Genomic DNA, 14,435 nt, shown 5'->3' with positions numbered 1-14,435 from the left:
GGTCTGATCTCTTTCCTCTTACTCAGCCGCGATCAAAGTCGCGGCCGCCTTGGCCTTCAGGTAGCGGTGCATGGCGGCGGCGGCGTCGCGGCCGTCCTTGATCGCCCACACCACCAGCGAGGCGCCGCGAACGATGTCGCCGGCGGCGAACACGCCGTCGAGATTGGTCATCTGGTGGCGCACGTCCGCCTTGACCGTGCCCCAGCGGGTGGTCTTCAGGTCGGGGGCGTCCCACAGTTCCGGCAGGTTCTCGGGCTCGAAGCCCAGGGCCTTGACCACCAGCTGGGCCGGACGGTCGAAGTCGCCGCCGGGGATCTCCTCGGGGCTGCGGCGGCCCGAGGCGTCGGGCGCGCCCAGGCGCATGCGGATGGCGCGCACGCCGGTCACGGCTTGTGCGTCGCCCGACAGGGCGCGCGGGGCGGCCAGCCATTCGAAGGTCACGCCTTCCTCCTCGGCATTGGCCACTTCGCGCAGCGAGCCGGGCATGTTGGCCTTGTCGCGGCGATAGAGGCAGGTGACCGAGGTGGCGCCCTGGCGGATGGCCGTGCGCACGCAGTCCATGGCGGTGTCGCCGCCGCCGACCACGACCACGTCCTTGCCGTCGGCGTTCAGCTCGCCGCTGTCATAGGCCGGAACCTCGTCGCCGAGGGTCTTCTTGTTGGAGGCGATCAGATAGTCGAGCGCGGGCACCACGCCCTTGTCGCCGCCGCCGGGCACGGTCAGGTCGCGGGCGGCGTAGACGCCCACCGCGATCAGCACCGCGTCATGCTCGGCGCGCAGGTCTTCCAGGCTGGCGTCCTTGCCGACCTCGAAGCCGAGCTTGAAGGTCACGCCGCCGTCGGCCAGGCGCTTCGTGCGGCGCTCGACGACGTCCTTCTCCAGCTTGAAGCCGGGGATGCCGTAGATCAGCAGGCCGCCGGCCCGGTCGTGGCGATCGTAGACGGTGACGGCGTAGCCTTCCTCGCGCAGCTTCTCGGCGGCGGCCAGGCCCGCGGGGCCGGCGCCGACGATGCCGACCGACTGGCCGCGGTCGGCCTTGGCGGCCAGCGGCTTGACCCAGCCCATCTCCCAGGCCTTGTCGGTCAGGTAGCGTTCGACCGAGCCGATCGTCACGGTGCCGTGACCCGACTGCTCTATGACGCAGTTGCCTTCGCAGAGGCGGTCCTGCGGGCAGATCCGTCCGCAGACCTCGGGCATGGAATTGGTGGCCTGCGACAGGGCGTAGGCTTCCTCCAGCCGGCCCTCGGCGGTCATCCGCAGCCAGTCGGGGATGTTGTTGTGCAGCGGGCAGTGGGTCTGGCAGTAGGGCACGCCGCATTGCGAGCAGCGCGAGGCCTGCTCGTTGGCTTTCGCGTCGATGAAGTCGGCGTAGATCTCGTGAAAGTCGCCGTTACGCTCTTCGGCCGCCCGCTTTTCAGGCGTGCGACGCGCGACGGTCGTGAATTTCAACATGCGCTCGGCCATGCGCTTCCCTCGCCCCCGAAGCCGGGGAAAAATTTGCTTTCGAGGGCCTCATACGGACTCTCCCGGGCAATAAGAATGCGGTGGTCAAATATTTGGACAAATATATCCGTGATGACGACAGGGTCATTGCGAGCGACTCTCATCTATACCGTCAAATGGTCCACTTTGTGGATAAACCCTTTTTTTACCGTGTCGGGCGCACGCCCGTTTCCGCTCGCAAGAGCTTGTTTCACAAGGGAATGACATGCCGGAGTGGCTGATCGCGATCGTGCTGGGCCTGATCGAGGGGCTGACGGAGTTCATTCCCGTCTCGTCGACCGGGCATCTGCTGCTGGCGGCCAAGGCCATGAGCCTTCCGGCGACGCCGTGGGACACCTTCGTCGTGCTGATCCAGCTGGGCGCCGTGCTGGCCGTGGTCGCGCTCTACTTCCAGCGCCTGTGGGGCGTCGTCGTCGGCCTGCCGACCAAGCCCGAGGCGCGCCGCTTCGCGCTCAGCGTCGTCATCGGCTGCATCCCGGCCTTCGCCGCGGGCCTGGCCCTGCACGGCGTCATCAAGCACTTCTTCGAGAACCCGTTCCTGCCGCAGGTGATCTGCGTCTCGCTGATCATCGGCGGGATCCTGCTGCTGATCGTCGACAAGAAGGCCCCGCCGGCCCGCGAGCACGACGGCATGAAGCTGTCTCTCAAGACCGCCTTCCTCATCGGTCTCTTCCAGTGCCTGTCGCTGCTGCCGGGCGTATCGCGCTCGGGCTCGACCATCGTCGGCTCGATGCTGCTGGGCGTCGAGCGCAAGGCGGCCGCCGAGTTCTCGTTCTTCATGGCCATCCCGATCATGGTCGGCGCCTTCGGCCTGGACCTGATCAAGAGCTACAAGGACATCGACGCCAGCCAGTTCGGCATCATCGCCATCGGCTTCGTGGTCTCGTTCCTGTCGGGCCTGGTGGTGGTGAAGTACATGATCGACTTCATCGGCAAGCGCGGCTTCGCCCCGTTCGCCTGGTGGCGCATCGTCGCCGGGGTCGCCGGCCTGGCGCTGATCTACTTCCCGCGCTGATTCATCGTCCTTCTCCCCTTGCGGGAGAAGGTGTCGGCGATAGCCGACGGATGAGGGGTCTTTCAGACGCAAAACGCCGCGACAGCCGATCAGCTGTCGCGGCGTTTCTGTAGGTGCGCCCCCTCACCCGACCTCCCTCCGGGAGGCCACCCTCTCCCGCAAGGGGAGAGGGATAAGGGTTAGAACGCGCCGGCCGGGGTCGGGGCGTACTGGCCGCCCTTGCGGTAGCGGTAGAGGTAGGACGGAACCACGGCCTCGACGGCGGTGGGGATCACGCCGAGGTCGGCCAGGCCCTTGGCGCCCGGCGTGACGACATTGTCGCCGGCCTTCAGCAGGGCCACCTGGTCGGTGGTGATCGGCGGGGCCAGCGGCAAGACCGCGGCCTGCAGGTCGCCCAGCTTGCCCACCAGGCCGGCGAGCGGCCAGGGCAGGGGCGCCAGCACGCGGGCGCGGCCGGTTTCGGTCAGCACAAACTGCAGCAGCTCCTTGAAGCTGTAGACGGTCGGGCCGCCCAGCTCGAAGGTCTCGCCCGCGGTGGCCGGATCGACGACGATCTTGGCGATCGCCGCGGCGACGTCGCCGACGAACACCGGCTGGAACTTGGTGTGGCCGCCGCCGACCAGCGGCAGGGCCGGGGCGAGCGCGGCCATCTGGCCGAACTTGTTGAAGAACTTGTCGTCCTGGCCGAACACGATCGAGGGACGCACGATCGTGGCGGTCGGGAAGGCGGCGCGGACGGCGGCTTCGCCCTCGGCCTTGGTGCGCGCGTACTTGCTGTCCGACTCGGCGTTCGCGCCGATGGCCGAGACCTGCACCAGGCGCTTGAGGCCGGCGGCGGCGGCCTGTTCGGCCACGATCTTGGCGCCCATGGCGTGCAGCGACTGGAACTGCTGGCGGCCGCTTTCCCACAGCACGCCCACCAGGTTGACGGCCGCCTCGGCGCCGTCCAGCGCGCGGGCCACCGAGGCCTCATTGCGCACATTGGCCTGGAAGACCTCGATCTGACCGACATCGCCCAGCATCCGCATGCGGTAGGCGAGATTGGGCTGACGCACGGCTACGCGTACGCGATAGCCCGCCTTGGCGAGGGCGCGCACCACCTGGCTTCCTACGAAGCCGGAGCCGCCGAACACCGTGACCAGACCCTGCATCTTCATTCCTCGTCGCTGCGATGAATGGGGGATTAGACGAGCCTGGGGATGTTCGCAAGAAAAGTGAGAAATGCGATTGACGCCGTCAGAACCTTTGCATAAACGTCCGGCCCTCGCAGCGGCCCAACGGGTTGCGCCGCGGGCCCAGGTGGCGGAATTGGTAGACGCGCTGGCTTCAGGTGCCAGTGACCGAAAGGTCGTGGAGGTTCGAGTCCTCTCCTGGGCACCACCCCTTACCAACCCTCGCGGATGCGAGGTGCGGGGTGGTTCCAAGCTTTCCATGCAATAGATATTCGGTTCATCTGGCGTGCATCGCCGACGCTCCACTATAAGGCGTCGGAGCGGCGCCGGTCGCGACGACGCCGACGCGTGGAGACGAAAGACACTTGGCCAGCTTTGTTCATGAAGGCGACCTGCCCGACGGCGTGTTCGCCGGGGCGACGGCGATCGCCATCGATTCGGAAACCATGGGCCTGCGCCTGGGGCGCGATCCGCTGTGCGTGGTGCAGCTGTCGTCCGGCGACGGCGACGCCCACGTGGTGCGCCTGGACCGCTCGACCTATCACGCGCCGAACCTGAAGGCGCTGCTGACCGATCCCGGCGTGCTGAAGCTTTTCCACTTCGGTCGTTTCGACATCGCCATGTTCCTGCTGCATCTGGGCGTCATGACGGCTCCCGTGTACTGCACGAAGATCGCCTCCAAGCTGGCCCGCACCTATACCGACCGCCACGGCCTCAAGGACGTGACGCGCGAACTGATGGGCGTGGAGCTGTCCAAGGCCCAGCAGAGCTCGGATTGGGGCGCGGCGGCGCTGACCCCCGAGCAGGTGGCCTACGCCGCCTCGGACGTGCTGCACCTGCATGGCCTGCGCGAGCGTTTGAACACCATGCTGGTGCGCGAGGGCCGCATGGCCCTGGCTCAGGCGGCCTTCGACTATCTGCCCCACCGCGCCGCGCTCGACCTGGCCGGTTGGGAAGACGTCGACATCTTCGCGCACGCTTAAGAGGGACGACGGACGTGGCCGATGTGGCGATGAGGGGGGGCTTCAAGCGCGATCTGCGGCGCTGGCGTCGACGCTCGCGCCTGGTTCGCGCCGCGCGCCTGGCCCTGCCCGTCGCCGTGGTCGCCCTGCTGGGCTCGGCCATCGGCCAGGTGGTCTGGCGCACGATGACGGCGGCCGAGCGCGGGCCCGAAAAGCCCCAGTCCCAGATCCGCATGCTCAATCCGCGCTTCTACGGCCAGTCGAACGACGGGCGCGCCTTCCTGATCACGGCGCGGTCGGCAGTGCGCGACGACGCCGACCTCAAGCGCGTGCTGCTGGACGACCCGACCATGACCCTGGGCATCGACGAGCCCAAGCCCAGCCGGGTGACGTCCAAGAGCGGCGTCTATCGCGAGGACAACCTCAAGCTCGTGCTGCGCGGCGACGTGCGCATGGACGACGGCGGCGGCTATCGCTTCGCGTCGGACGAGGCTTTCGTCGACACCAAGACCGGCGTGATCACCGGCGAATCCGTGCTGCAGGGCGAAGGCCCCACAGGACAGGTGAAATCCAACGCCTATTCCGTATATGACAAGGGCGACCGCATCGTTTTCCGCGGTGGAGTCCGCACGCGTCTCGATCGCGTCGGCGGCGACGAAAACTGACGGGACCATGAGGACGATGCGACAGATGAGGGCGAGGTCGATGAAACGAGCAATGGCGGTCGCTGGCGTCGCCGCGAGCCTGCTGGGCGGGCCGATGGCCGGCGCGGCCCTGGCGCAGACCGGCTCCAGCGCGCCGGTCGACATCTCGGCCGACGAGCAGGAGACCATCTCCAGCCAGTGCAAGACCATCTTCCGCGGCGCCGTCGAGGTGCTGCAGGAGACCTCGCGTCTGCGCGCGGCCAAGATGACCCTCTACAATCAGAAGAAGCCGGGCGGCGGCGGCAACGGCTGCGGCAACGTCGATCGCGTCGAGGCCGAGGGCGAGGTGTTCTACGTCACCCCCAAGCAGACCGTGCGCGGCGACCGGGCGACCTACGACTATGCCAGCGACACCATCGTGGTGACCGGCAACGTCATCGCCATCCAGGGCCAGGACGTGGCCCGGGGCGACCGCATGGTGGTCAACACCAAGACCAACGACGTGCGCATGGAATCCAGCGTCAAGGGCGCGGGCAAGAAGAACCGCGTGCGCGCCGTGGTCTATCCGAGCACGTCGGACGATTCCAAGAAGCCCGCCGCCAGCAAGCCCTGAGAGCCCTGATGCAGTTTCAAACCCTGGGCGGCGGCGCGACCGAGGACGGTCTCTATGTCGACGGCGTCGGCAAGACCTTCGGCGACCGGCCGGTGGTCAAGAACGTCTCGCTGCGCCTGAAGCGCGGCGAAGTCGTCGGCCTGCTGGGCCCCAACGGCGCGGGCAAGACCACGACCTTCTACATGGTCACCGGCCTGATCGCCGCCGACTACGGCTCGATCTATCTCGACGGCGAGGACATCACCGCCCAGCCGATGTTCCAGCGCGCCCGCCTCGGCGTCGGCTACCTGCCGCAGGAAGCCTCGATCTTCCGCGGCATGACGGTCGAGCAGAACGTCATGGCCGTGGTCGAGATGCGCGAGAAGAACGCCCGCAAGGCGCGCGAGACTGTGACCAACATCCTCGAGGAACTGCGGATCACCCATATCCGCAAGTCGCCGGCCGTGGCCCTGTCGGGCGGCGAGCGTCGCCGCGTGGAAATCGCCCGGGCCCTGGCCAGCGAGCCGTCGTTCATGCTGCTCGACGAGCCGTTCGCCGGCATCGACCCGCTAGCGATCTCCGACATCCGCGAGGTGGTGAACTACCTCAAGAACCGCGGCATCGGCATCCTGATCACCGACCACAACGTCCGCGAGACGCTGGACATGGTCGATCGGGCCTCGATCATCGCCGCCGGCGAGGTGCTGTTCGAGGGCTCTCCGAAGGAGATCGTCGACAATCCGGAAGTGCGTCGGGTTTACCTGGGCGACAGCTTCGCCGACCGGGCTTAAGGGTTCGGACGCGATTGAGGCGGGGCGACCTGCCGCATCGACCTTCAAAAAGGCCTTGCCCAGCAAGGCCTTTTTTCTTTTCTGCGGACGGATGGTCGCACTGGCCCGATATTTGCTGGTGTTCGCGGCCCGTTAACCAGACTGCCCTTCAATGGCGATCGTAAGTTCCGTTCGATTTGCCAGGAGGGCGCGTTGGCGCTCAGCCCAAGACTCGACATCCGGCAGGGCCAAGGCCTTGTCATCACGCCGCAGCTGCAGCAGGCCATCAAGCTTCTGCAACTGTCGAACATCGAGCTCGACGCCTTCGTCGAGGCCGAGCTCGAGCGTAATCCCCTGCTGCAACGCGACGACAGCGAGCGCGAGGTCGAACGCGACGGCGAGCCCGAGCGCGCCGTCGAGAACCTCGGCATGGAAAGCGTCTCCGACTCCGCGGCCAACCGCGAGATGGACACGCCCGGCGACGACGTCTCCCCCGGCGAGCGCGCCACCGGCGACGGCGAGAGCTTCGGCGCCGAGCACGCCGGCGGCCAGATCGACTGGTCCCGCGCCGGCGGCGGCGGCAGCTTCGAGGGCGACGACAATTTCGAAGGCGCCCTGAACCGCCCCGAGACCCTTTCCGAATATCTGAACGGCCAGTTGGTCCTGGCCGGCCTGTCGCCGGCCGACGAGGCCATCGCCGCCATCCTGATCGACGGCGTCGACGCCGCCGGCTACCTGCGCGCCGATCTGTGGGAGATCGCCGAGCGCCTGGGCTGCGAGCTGGAGCGCATCGAGCGCGTGCTGAAGGTCGTGCAGGGCTTCGAGCCCAGCGGCGTGGCCGCCCGCGACGTGCGCGAATGCCTGGAATTGCAACTGCGCGACGCCAACCGCTACGACCCGGCCATCGCCGCCCTGCTCGACAATCTCGACCTGCTGGCCCGCCGCGACCTGGTCGCGCTGCGCAAGATCTGCGGCGTCGACGACGAGGACCTGCGCGAGATGATCGCCGAGGTCCGCGGCCTGACTCCGCGTCCCGGCGCGGCCTTCCACAGCGATCCGCCCCAGACCCTGGTGCCCGACGTGCATGTGCGCGAAGGCCTGGGCGGCATGTGGCATGTCGAGCTGAACACCGACACCCTGCCGCGCGTGCTGGTCGACCAGCGCTACCACGCCCGCGTCTCCAAGGGCGCGCGCAGCGACCAGGAAAAGACCTTCGTCTCCGACAGCTTCGCCAGCGCCAACTGGCTGGTCAAAAGCCTCGACCAGCGGGCCAAGACCATCCTCAAGGTGGCCAGCGAGATCGTGCGCCAGCAGGACGGCTTCCTGGCCTATGGCGTCGAGCACCTGCGGCCGCTGAACCTAAAGACCGTCGCCGACGCCATCGGCATGCACGAGAGCACGGTCAGCCGGGTGACCTCCAACAAGTACGTCGCCACCCCGCGCGGGGTGTTCGAGCTGAAGTTCTTCTTCACCTCGGCCATCCAGTCGTCGGAAGGCGGCGAGGCCCACTCCGCCGCCAGCGTCCGCCACAAGATCAAGGGCCTGGTCGAGGCCGAACGCAGCGAGGCCGAGGTCCACTCCGACGACCGCATCGTCGAGATCCTCAAGGCCGCCGGCGTCGACATCGCCCGCCGCACCGTCGCCAAGTACCGCGAGGCCATGCGCATCCCGTCGTCGGTCGAGCGCCGCCGGCTGATCAAGGAAGCCTGCTGAGGCCCTGGAAACAGAACGCCCGGAGCGCCCGAGCCGGTCGGCCGCGTAAGCCTACCCTAGAGCGCCCTGGGCCTCGGGCAGGATCGGATCGCGTCCGAATGGACGGTTCATGATCGCCAGGGCTTCGCTGGCCGCGAAGATGCGGTTGCGCTCGTAGCCGGTGCGCTCATGCAGCACGCCGGCGTCGACCAACTGGCCCACCGCCTTGCTAGCGGCGGGAAAGCTGACGTCGAGCAGGCCCGCCAGGCGTCCGATGGTGACCACCGGATGGGTCGCCAAGATCTCTATCGCCCGCAGGGCCGAAGAGCCCTTCCGGAATTTCCGCCGGCCCGACCACAGGGCGCGTAGCGCCAGCAGGGCGTCGCGGGTGCGCATCACCTCGGCCGCCGACCCGGTCACGGCGTCGGCCATGAAGCCGATGATCGCAGGCCAGTCTTCGCGCTGCTGGGCGGCCTTCAGGGCCTCGTAGTAGTCGGCCTTGTTGGCCTCGATATAGGACGAGAGATAGAGCGGCGTCGCCCCGTCGGCCGCCATCATCATCGGCAGGAGCAGGCGGCCCACCCGGCCGTTGCCGTCGCGAAAGGGATGAACGGCCTCGAAGTGGGCGTGGGCGATGGCCATGCGCGCGACCAGGCTCTGTCCCAGGCCGACCACCTCGCTGTCGCGCATATAGGCCAGGGTGTCGGCCAGATGCTCGGCGACCAGGGCCGCCGGAGGCGGGTTGAAGACCGAGTAGTTGATGTCGCCCTGGCCGATCCAGACCGTCACCGTGCGCGGCTCGCCCGGCGGGTCGCGATAGTTTTCCTCCTCGCGCATCACCTGCATGTGAAGGTGGCGAAGGGTCTTGGCCTCGAACACGGCGGGGCCGATCTTGCCCGCGCGCTTGACGTAGTAGTCCAGGGCCCGGGCGTATCGGCGGACCGATTTCACCGCGGCGCGGGTCTCGCCGTCCTGCGTTTCTTCCGAAGCCAGGATTTCGTCGAGCGTGCTCTGCGTGCCTTCAATGGCCGAGCTGCTCACGGCCTCCTGGCGGGTGAGAATGCGGCTGACCACGAACGGGTCCTTCAGCGTCAGCGCATAGGCCGCCACCTCGGCCAGGGCCTGGTCGGCGCGGCGTACGCGCTGGCTGATCGTCACCAGCGGCACGTGGCCGCGCGGCGGCGCCGGAGGTCTGACCGCATAGGCGTGCTCGTGGGGCGGCGGCAGCCGCACCAGGGTTTCGCGGATACGGTGGCTGAGAGCGGTGCGGTCCATGATTCAACGGGCAGGATAGATCGAGCTTTCAATTAAATCTTACTGCAATAAGATTTAATAAGGTGGCCCGATCAAGGCCATGTGAAAGCTTTTTCGTCGTGAACGCACGAGTGACGATCTGCGACGCTTTCGCGCAAGCGCACGAGCCTGTTCCCGCGTTATAGGGAAGGGGCGAAACAGGATCGCGCATGAACCAAGAGAAACTGTCCGACGTGATCGCGGGCTTCGGCGACGATCCCCGCCCCGTCCTGACGGTCGGCCAGATGCTGGAAGCGTTCGACAGCCGGGCCTTCGGCGCGACGCTGCTGGTGTTCGGCCTGCTCAACTGCCTGCCGCTGCCGCCGGGCTCCTCGACGATCCTGTCGCTGCCGATCCTGCTGCTGGCGCCGCAGATCGCCCTGGGCGCCAATGCGCCGTGGCTGCCCGAGGGACTGGTCGAAAAACCCTTGAAGCGCGACGACCTGCGCGGCCTGTTCCGCAAGATCACCCCCGTCCTGCGGCGGCTGGAGGTGGTGACCAGGCCCCGCTTCGGTTTCCTGTTCGTGGCTGGCGGCGAGCGTTTCATCGGCGTCGTCTGCACCCTGCTGGCCCTGGTGCTGATCCTGCCGATCCCGCTGGGCAACCTGGCGCCGGGAGCCACGGTCGCGGTTCTGGCGCTGGCCCTGCTGCAACGCGACGGCCTGCTGGCCCTGCTCGGCTATCTGATGGCGGCCGGCAGCGCGGCCCTGCTGTTCGTCAGCGCAGGGGTCGTGACGGCCGCCGTCAAGACGCTGATCGGGGTCTTTTCGGGACTCTTCTGAGGCGGTTTTGCTCCCGCTTGACACCGCCCCCGGACGGGCGCGTTGATAGGGCATGCAAGTCCAAATCTCCGGCAAGCATGTCGACGTTGGTGAGGCTCTGCGAGCGCGAGTCTCCGACGAAATCGCCCTGAGCATCGGCAAGTATTTCGACCGCGGCGGTGACGCCGACGTCGTGATCAGCAAGGAGGGTTACGCCTTCCGTGTCGATTGTTCGGTCAAGCTGGCTTCGGGCCAGCAGCTCATGAGCCACGGCTCCGGCGGCGACGCCCACATGGCGTTCGACCAGGCCCTGGCCAAGATCGAGACGCGCATAAGGCGGTACAAGCAGCGCCTTAAGAGCCACTCGATCGCCGCCACCGCCAAGCAGGCGGAAAACGCGGCCTTCTACGTGCTGCGCGCGCCCGAAGTCGAAGACGGCGAGACCGACGACTGGGCGGCCGAGGACGACCACCCCGCCGGCGCTCCGTCGGCCATGGTCATCGCCGAAACCCAGGCCGCCCTCAAGACGATGACCGTTTCGATGGCTGTCATGGAACTGGACTTGACCGAGTCCCAGGCAATCGTGTTTAGGAACGCCGCCCATGGCGGATTGTCGGTGGTCTACCGCCGAACGGACGGAAATATCGGCTGGATCGACCCCGAGCGCACCAAGCCGCTGAATGGAAATGGCTCGACCTTGAGCTAGCTGGAGCCTAAGCGGTCCCGGCGCGTTTCCGGGACCGCGGCGGCCATGCTTCGGCGGCCGGCATAGAGCGAGCTAGTTAAGTCCATGACGATCGGCGATCTTCTTGACCCGGGGGCCGTGACCCTGCGGGTCAGCGCCAAGGACAAGCGCCAGGTGCTCGGCGTCATCGCCGACGTCGCTGGCCGCGTGCTGGGTGTCGATTCCGATTTGGCCCTGGATGGGCTGATCGAGCGCGAAGCCTCCGGCTCGACCGGCGTCGGCCAGGGCGTGGCCCTGCCGCACGCCCGCCTGCCGGGCCTGGACCGCGTGCGCGCCGTCTTCGTGCGCCTGGAAACCCCCGTCGCCTTCGACGCCCTCGACGACAAGCCCGTCGACCTGTTCCTGGCCCTGTTCGCCCCGCCCGAGGCCAACACCCAGCACCTGCGCGCCCTGGCCCGCGTGTCGCGCCTGCTGCGCCAGCCCGACCTGCGCGAACAGCTGCGCCAGGCCCGCTCGGCCGACGCCGTGCACGTGCTGCTGGCCCGCGAAGCGACCTCGACGGCGGCCTGACCGCCCTAGCGGGCGAAGATGCTCCGCGTCAGGCACGAGAACACCAGTCGGCCGGCCTCGTCGAGCAGGTCCTGCTGGGCGATGATGATGCCCTTGCCCTCGCCGACCGGGTCCTTGCCCATCACGGTCATGCGGCCGCGCAGCAGCTCGCCGGCGGGCGGGTTGCGCAGCCAGCGCAGGGCGTCGACACCCACCCGCTTGGTCTGCGGCCAGTCGGCCGTGGCCTCGCTGTCGAGCCGGCTCCAGATAGCGAAGACCATGGCGTCGGGCGCGCCCAGCGACGGGTCCCAGCCCGGCTGGAAGGCGGCGATGAAGGCCGTCAGGCCTCGCTCGTCCACCACCGTGGTTCCCAGCGTCACCACCTGGCCGATCTCGATGTCGTCGAAGGATGCGGGCATTGGATTTCCTGGTTCGAAGCAGGCCCCGACCTGACCACGCCGCCTTGACGGTTGTCGAGAGCGCGCGGGCGGGCCATGTGTCTTCGCGAGTTTTCTTAGCAAGGTCGCCGATGCTGTTGCGCAGGTTGTTCGCCGCCGTCCTGGCCCCGCTGGCTCTTCTCGCCGTCGGCGCGCCCGCCCGCGCCGAGGTGGTCAAGACCGGCCACATCGAGGTCGAGCTGGTCGCCCAGGAGGCCGCCGCCGTTCCCGGCTCGACGGTGTTCGTGGCCCTGCGCCAGAAAATCCAGACCCATTGGCACACCTACTGGCGCAATCCCGGCGACGCCGGCGACGCCACCAAGATCGTCTGGACCCTGCCGCCCGGCTGGACCGCCGGCGACATCGTCTGGCCGACGCCCGAACGGGTCCGGGTCGGGCCGCTGCAGGACTACGCCTACAACGGCGAGGTGCTGCTGCCCGTGCCGATCACCGTGCCGGCCACCGCCAGGCCGGGCGAAAGCGTTACCCTGAAGGCCGCCGCGGCCTTCCTGGTCTGCGAGGAGATCTGCGTTCCCGAGGACGCGGTGGTCACCCTGACCCTGCCGATCGTCGCCGGCCCGGCCAAGCCCGATCCGAAGTGGGGCGAGACCGTCGCCACCGTCCTGGCCAAGGCCCCCAAGCCCGCCGGCCTCAAGGCCGTGTGGACGCGCGACGGCCAGGCCGTGAAGCTGTCGGTGACCGGCGCGGCCCTGAAGGGCGGCGATTTCGCGGGCGCCTATTTCTTCCCTTACTCGGGCCAGGTCATCGACCACGCCGCGCCTCAGGCCATCGAGCGCGGCCCCGACGGCCTGACCCTGACCCTCACCTCTGGCTTCGCTTTCGGACCGGAAGCGACCGAACCGGTGAAGGAACTGGTCGGCGTCGTGGCCACCAAGGGCGGCGACTACGAGATCACCGCCGTCGAGGGAGCGCCCCTTCCGGGCTCCGTAGGGCTAGGCTCGCTGCCCGCGGCCGGCGCCGGTTCGACCGGCGGCGCCTCGTCGTCGAGCGGCGGCGCGGCCGCTTCCGGCCTCGCGGGCGGCCTGCCGGTGGCCCTGCTGTTCGCCTTTCTCGGCGGCCTGATCCTCAACCTGATGCCCTGCGTCTTCCCGGTGCTGTCGATGAAGGCCGCGAGCCTGGCCGCCCACGCCCACGACGCCGGCAAGACCCGCGTCCAGGGCCTGGCTTTCCTGGTCGGGGTGGTGGCGACCTTCCTGGCCCTGGCCGGCCTGCTGATCGCCGTCCGGGCCGGCGGGGCGGCCGTGGGCTGGGGCTTCCAGCTGCAATCGCCGGCCGTGGTGGCGGTGCTGTCGCTGCTGATGCTGCTGGTGGCCCTGAATCTGTCGGGCGTGTTCGAGGTCGGCGCCGCCGCCCAAGGCGCGGCCGGCCGCGTCTCGGGCGGCTCGGGCCTGGCCGGGGCCTTCCTGACCGGGGCCCTGGCGGTGATCGTCGCCGCCCCCTGCACCGCGCCGTTCATGGCCGGCGCCTTGGGTTTCGCCCTGACCCAGCCGCCGGTCTTCGCCCTGGCGGTGTTCCTGGCCCTGGCCCTGGGCTTCGCCGCGCCCTTCGTCATCCTGGCCTTCGTGCCCGGCCTGCTGCGCAAGCTGCCCCGGCCGGGCCCGTGGATGGACGTGCTCAAGCACGCCCTGGCCTTCCCGATGTACGGCGCGGCCGCCTGGCTGGTCTGGGTGTTCAGCCAGCAGGCGGGCGGCGTCGCCCTGGCCCTGCTGCTGGCGGCGGCCGTGCTGGTCGCCTTCGCCGCCTGGGCCTACGGCCTGGGCGAGACCCGCCGGTTCGCCGGCAAGACCCCGCTGGTCGCCTTCGGCTTCGCCCTGGCGGGCCTGGTCAGCGGCGTGGCCCTGACCGTCGGCGCGCTGAAGGTTCCGACCCCCGCCGCCTCCGGCTCTCAGACCGCCGAGGCCGGCTCGGGCCTGGCCTCCGAGCCCTGGAGCCCCGAGCGCGTCGCCGCCCTCCAGGCCGAGGGCAAGGTGGTGATGGTCGACTTCACCGCCGACTGGTGCGTGACCTGCAAGGTCAATGAGAAGACCGCCCTGGGCGGCGCCCGCCTCGCCGAAGCCTTCAAGGCCCAGAACGCCGTCCTGCTCAAGGCTGACTGGACCAAGCGCGACGCGGCCATCGCCGCGGCCCTGGCCGAGCACGGCCGGGCCGGCGTGCCGCTGTATCTGGTCTATCCGAAGGGCTCCAGCGCGCCGGTGATCCTGCCCCAGCTGCTGACCGAGGGCCTGGTCATCGAGGCGGTGGAGAAGGCGGCGAAGGGCTAGGCGCGGAATTACCCACAGAAGTCATCGCCCGGCTCGTCCGGGCGACCCAAGCGAGGCGTCAGGATATGGCCAAGCCAG

General features: G+C 68.6%; 14 protein-coding genes and 1 tRNA gene. 11 read left to right on the top strand and 4 right to left on the bottom strand.

What is annotated here, in order from left to right; all coding sequences use genetic code 11:
- Window positions 1-18: 18 nt before the first annotated feature.
- Complete coding sequence (locus tag I4Q42_RS06255) at window positions 19-1,464, bottom strand: NAD(P)-dependent oxidoreductase (protein WP_198575207.1); 1,446 nt, start codon at window positions 1,462-1,464, stop codon at window positions 19-21.
- Between the two features lie 244 nt (window positions 1,465-1,708).
- Between I4Q42_RS06255 and I4Q42_RS06250 the strand changes: the two genes are divergently transcribed.
- Window positions 1,709-2,518: an undecaprenyl-diphosphate phosphatase gene (locus I4Q42_RS06250; protein WP_198575206.1), complete on the top strand. Its 810-nt coding sequence runs from the start codon at window positions 1,709-1,711 to the stop codon at window positions 2,516-2,518.
- 179 nt (window positions 2,519-2,697) lie between these two features.
- Here the strand turns inward: I4Q42_RS06250 and I4Q42_RS06245 are convergent, their stop codons facing one another.
- A complete protein-coding gene (locus tag I4Q42_RS06245) occupies window positions 2,698-3,669 on the bottom strand; it encodes a complex I NDUFA9 subunit family protein (protein WP_198575205.1) in 972 nt (323 codons plus the stop codon).
- Window positions 3,670-3,811: 142 nt separating this feature from the next.
- On the opposite strand from I4Q42_RS06245, the gene I4Q42_RS06240 reads away from it, so the two are divergent.
- The 6 genes from I4Q42_RS06240 (at window position 3,812) to rpoN (ending at window position 8,371) form a co-directional block, all read left to right on the top strand.
- A tRNA-Leu gene (locus tag I4Q42_RS06240) sits at window positions 3,812-3,898 on the top strand.
- Window positions 3,899-4,055: 157 nt separating this feature from the next.
- Window positions 4,056-4,673: a ribonuclease D gene (locus I4Q42_RS06235; RefSeq protein WP_198575204.1), complete on the top strand. Its 618-nt coding sequence runs from the start codon at window positions 4,056-4,058 to the stop codon at window positions 4,671-4,673.
- A gap of 14 nt (window positions 4,674-4,687) precedes the next feature.
- Entirely contained in the window at window positions 4,688-5,317 is a 630-nt protein-coding gene (gene lptC, locus I4Q42_RS06230; RefSeq protein ID WP_332873032.1) for an LPS export ABC transporter periplasmic protein LptC, read from the top strand.
- Window positions 5,318-5,369: 52 nt separating this feature from the next.
- Window positions 5,370-5,909: an LptA/OstA family protein gene (locus I4Q42_RS06225; protein WP_332873031.1), complete on the top strand. Its 540-nt coding sequence runs from the start codon at window positions 5,370-5,372 to the stop codon at window positions 5,907-5,909.
- 8 nt (window positions 5,910-5,917) lie between these two features.
- Window positions 5,918-6,679, top strand: coding sequence for an LPS export ABC transporter ATP-binding protein (gene lptB, locus I4Q42_RS06220; protein ID WP_198575202.1), 762 nt, complete (start codon window positions 5,918-5,920; stop codon window positions 6,677-6,679).
- 192 nt (window positions 6,680-6,871) lie between these two features.
- Window positions 6,872-8,371: an RNA polymerase factor sigma-54 gene (gene rpoN / locus I4Q42_RS06215; protein WP_198575201.1), complete on the top strand. Its 1,500-nt coding sequence runs from the start codon at window positions 6,872-6,874 to the stop codon at window positions 8,369-8,371.
- Between the two features lie 51 nt (window positions 8,372-8,422).
- Here the strand turns inward: rpoN and I4Q42_RS06210 are convergent, their stop codons facing one another.
- Complete coding sequence (locus I4Q42_RS06210) at window positions 8,423-9,625, bottom strand: Fic family protein (RefSeq protein WP_198575200.1); 1,203 nt, start codon at window positions 9,623-9,625, stop codon at window positions 8,423-8,425.
- 188 nt (window positions 9,626-9,813) lie between these two features.
- Here I4Q42_RS06210 and I4Q42_RS06205 point away from each other — a divergent pair, with 188 nt between their 5' ends.
- The 3 genes from I4Q42_RS06205 to ptsN all read left to right on the top strand — a co-directional run bounded on the left by I4Q42_RS06205 (window position 9,814) and on the right by ptsN (window position 11,659).
- The gene (locus tag I4Q42_RS06205) at window positions 9,814-10,425 is read left to right on the top strand and encodes an exopolysaccharide biosynthesis protein (RefSeq protein ID WP_198575199.1); all 612 of its coding nucleotides are present in this window, start codon (window positions 9,814-9,816) and stop codon (window positions 10,423-10,425) included.
- A gap of 52 nt (window positions 10,426-10,477) precedes the next feature.
- Window positions 10,478-11,110: a ribosome hibernation-promoting factor, HPF/YfiA family gene (gene hpf, locus I4Q42_RS06200; RefSeq protein WP_198575198.1), complete on the top strand. Its 633-nt coding sequence runs from the start codon at window positions 10,478-10,480 to the stop codon at window positions 11,108-11,110.
- 84 nt (window positions 11,111-11,194) lie between these two features.
- On the top strand, window positions 11,195-11,659 hold the full coding sequence (gene ptsN / locus I4Q42_RS06195) for a PTS IIA-like nitrogen regulatory protein PtsN (RefSeq protein ID WP_198575197.1): 465 nt from the start codon (window positions 11,195-11,197) through the stop codon (window positions 11,657-11,659).
- Between the two features lie 5 nt (window positions 11,660-11,664).
- Here ptsN and I4Q42_RS06190 read toward each other — a convergent pair whose 3' ends face one another.
- Window positions 11,665-12,057, bottom strand: coding sequence for an acyl dehydratase (locus I4Q42_RS06190; protein ID WP_198575196.1), 393 nt, complete (start codon window positions 12,055-12,057; stop codon window positions 11,665-11,667).
- A 110-nt stretch (window positions 12,058-12,167) separates the two neighbouring features.
- Between I4Q42_RS06190 and I4Q42_RS06185 the strand changes: the two genes are divergently transcribed.
- Window positions 12,168-14,357, top strand: coding sequence for a protein-disulfide reductase DsbD family protein (locus I4Q42_RS06185; RefSeq protein ID WP_198575195.1), 2,190 nt, complete (start codon window positions 12,168-12,170; stop codon window positions 14,355-14,357).
- The last annotated feature ends 78 nt before the right edge of the window (window positions 14,358-14,435 follow it).

It is taken from the genome of Caulobacter hibisci (assembly GCF_016135805.1).
Taxonomy (GTDB): domain Bacteria; phylum Pseudomonadota; class Alphaproteobacteria; order Caulobacterales; family Caulobacteraceae; genus Caulobacter; species Caulobacter hibisci.
This window is presented reverse-complemented; position numbering and strand designations above follow the sequence as displayed.

Bases quoted from the DNA above. Each gene is read 5' to 3' on its own strand.
- I4Q42_RS06255 (WP_198575207.1), bottom strand. From the start codon at position 1,464: ATGGCCGAGCGCATGTTGAAATTCACGACCGTCGCGCGTCGCACGCCT.
- I4Q42_RS06250 (WP_198575206.1), top strand. From the start codon at position 1,709: ATGCCGGAGTGGCTGATCGCGATCGTGCTGGGCCTGATCGAGGGGCTG.
- I4Q42_RS06245 (WP_198575205.1), bottom strand. From the start codon at position 3,669: ATGCAGGGTCTGGTCACGGTGTTCGGCGGCTCCGGCTTCGTAGGAAGC.
- I4Q42_RS06225 (WP_332873031.1), top strand. From the start codon at position 5,370: ATGGCGGTCGCTGGCGTCGCCGCGAGCCTGCTGGGCGGGCCGATGGCC.
- lptB (WP_198575202.1), top strand. From the start codon at position 5,918: ATGCAGTTTCAAACCCTGGGCGGCGGCGCGACCGAGGACGGTCTCTAT.
- I4Q42_RS06210 (WP_198575200.1), bottom strand. From the start codon at position 9,625: ATGGACCGCACCGCTCTCAGCCACCGTATCCGCGAAACCCTGGTGCGG.
- I4Q42_RS06205 (WP_198575199.1), top strand. From the start codon at position 9,814: ATGAACCAAGAGAAACTGTCCGACGTGATCGCGGGCTTCGGCGACGAT.
- hpf (WP_198575198.1), top strand. From the start codon at position 10,478: ATGCAAGTCCAAATCTCCGGCAAGCATGTCGACGTTGGTGAGGCTCTG.
- ptsN (WP_198575197.1), top strand. From the start codon at position 11,195: ATGACGATCGGCGATCTTCTTGACCCGGGGGCCGTGACCCTGCGGGTC.
- I4Q42_RS06190 (WP_198575196.1), bottom strand. From the start codon at position 12,057: ATGCCCGCATCCTTCGACGACATCGAGATCGGCCAGGTGGTGACGCTG.
- I4Q42_RS06185 (WP_198575195.1), top strand. From the start codon at position 12,168: ATGCTGTTGCGCAGGTTGTTCGCCGCCGTCCTGGCCCCGCTGGCTCTT.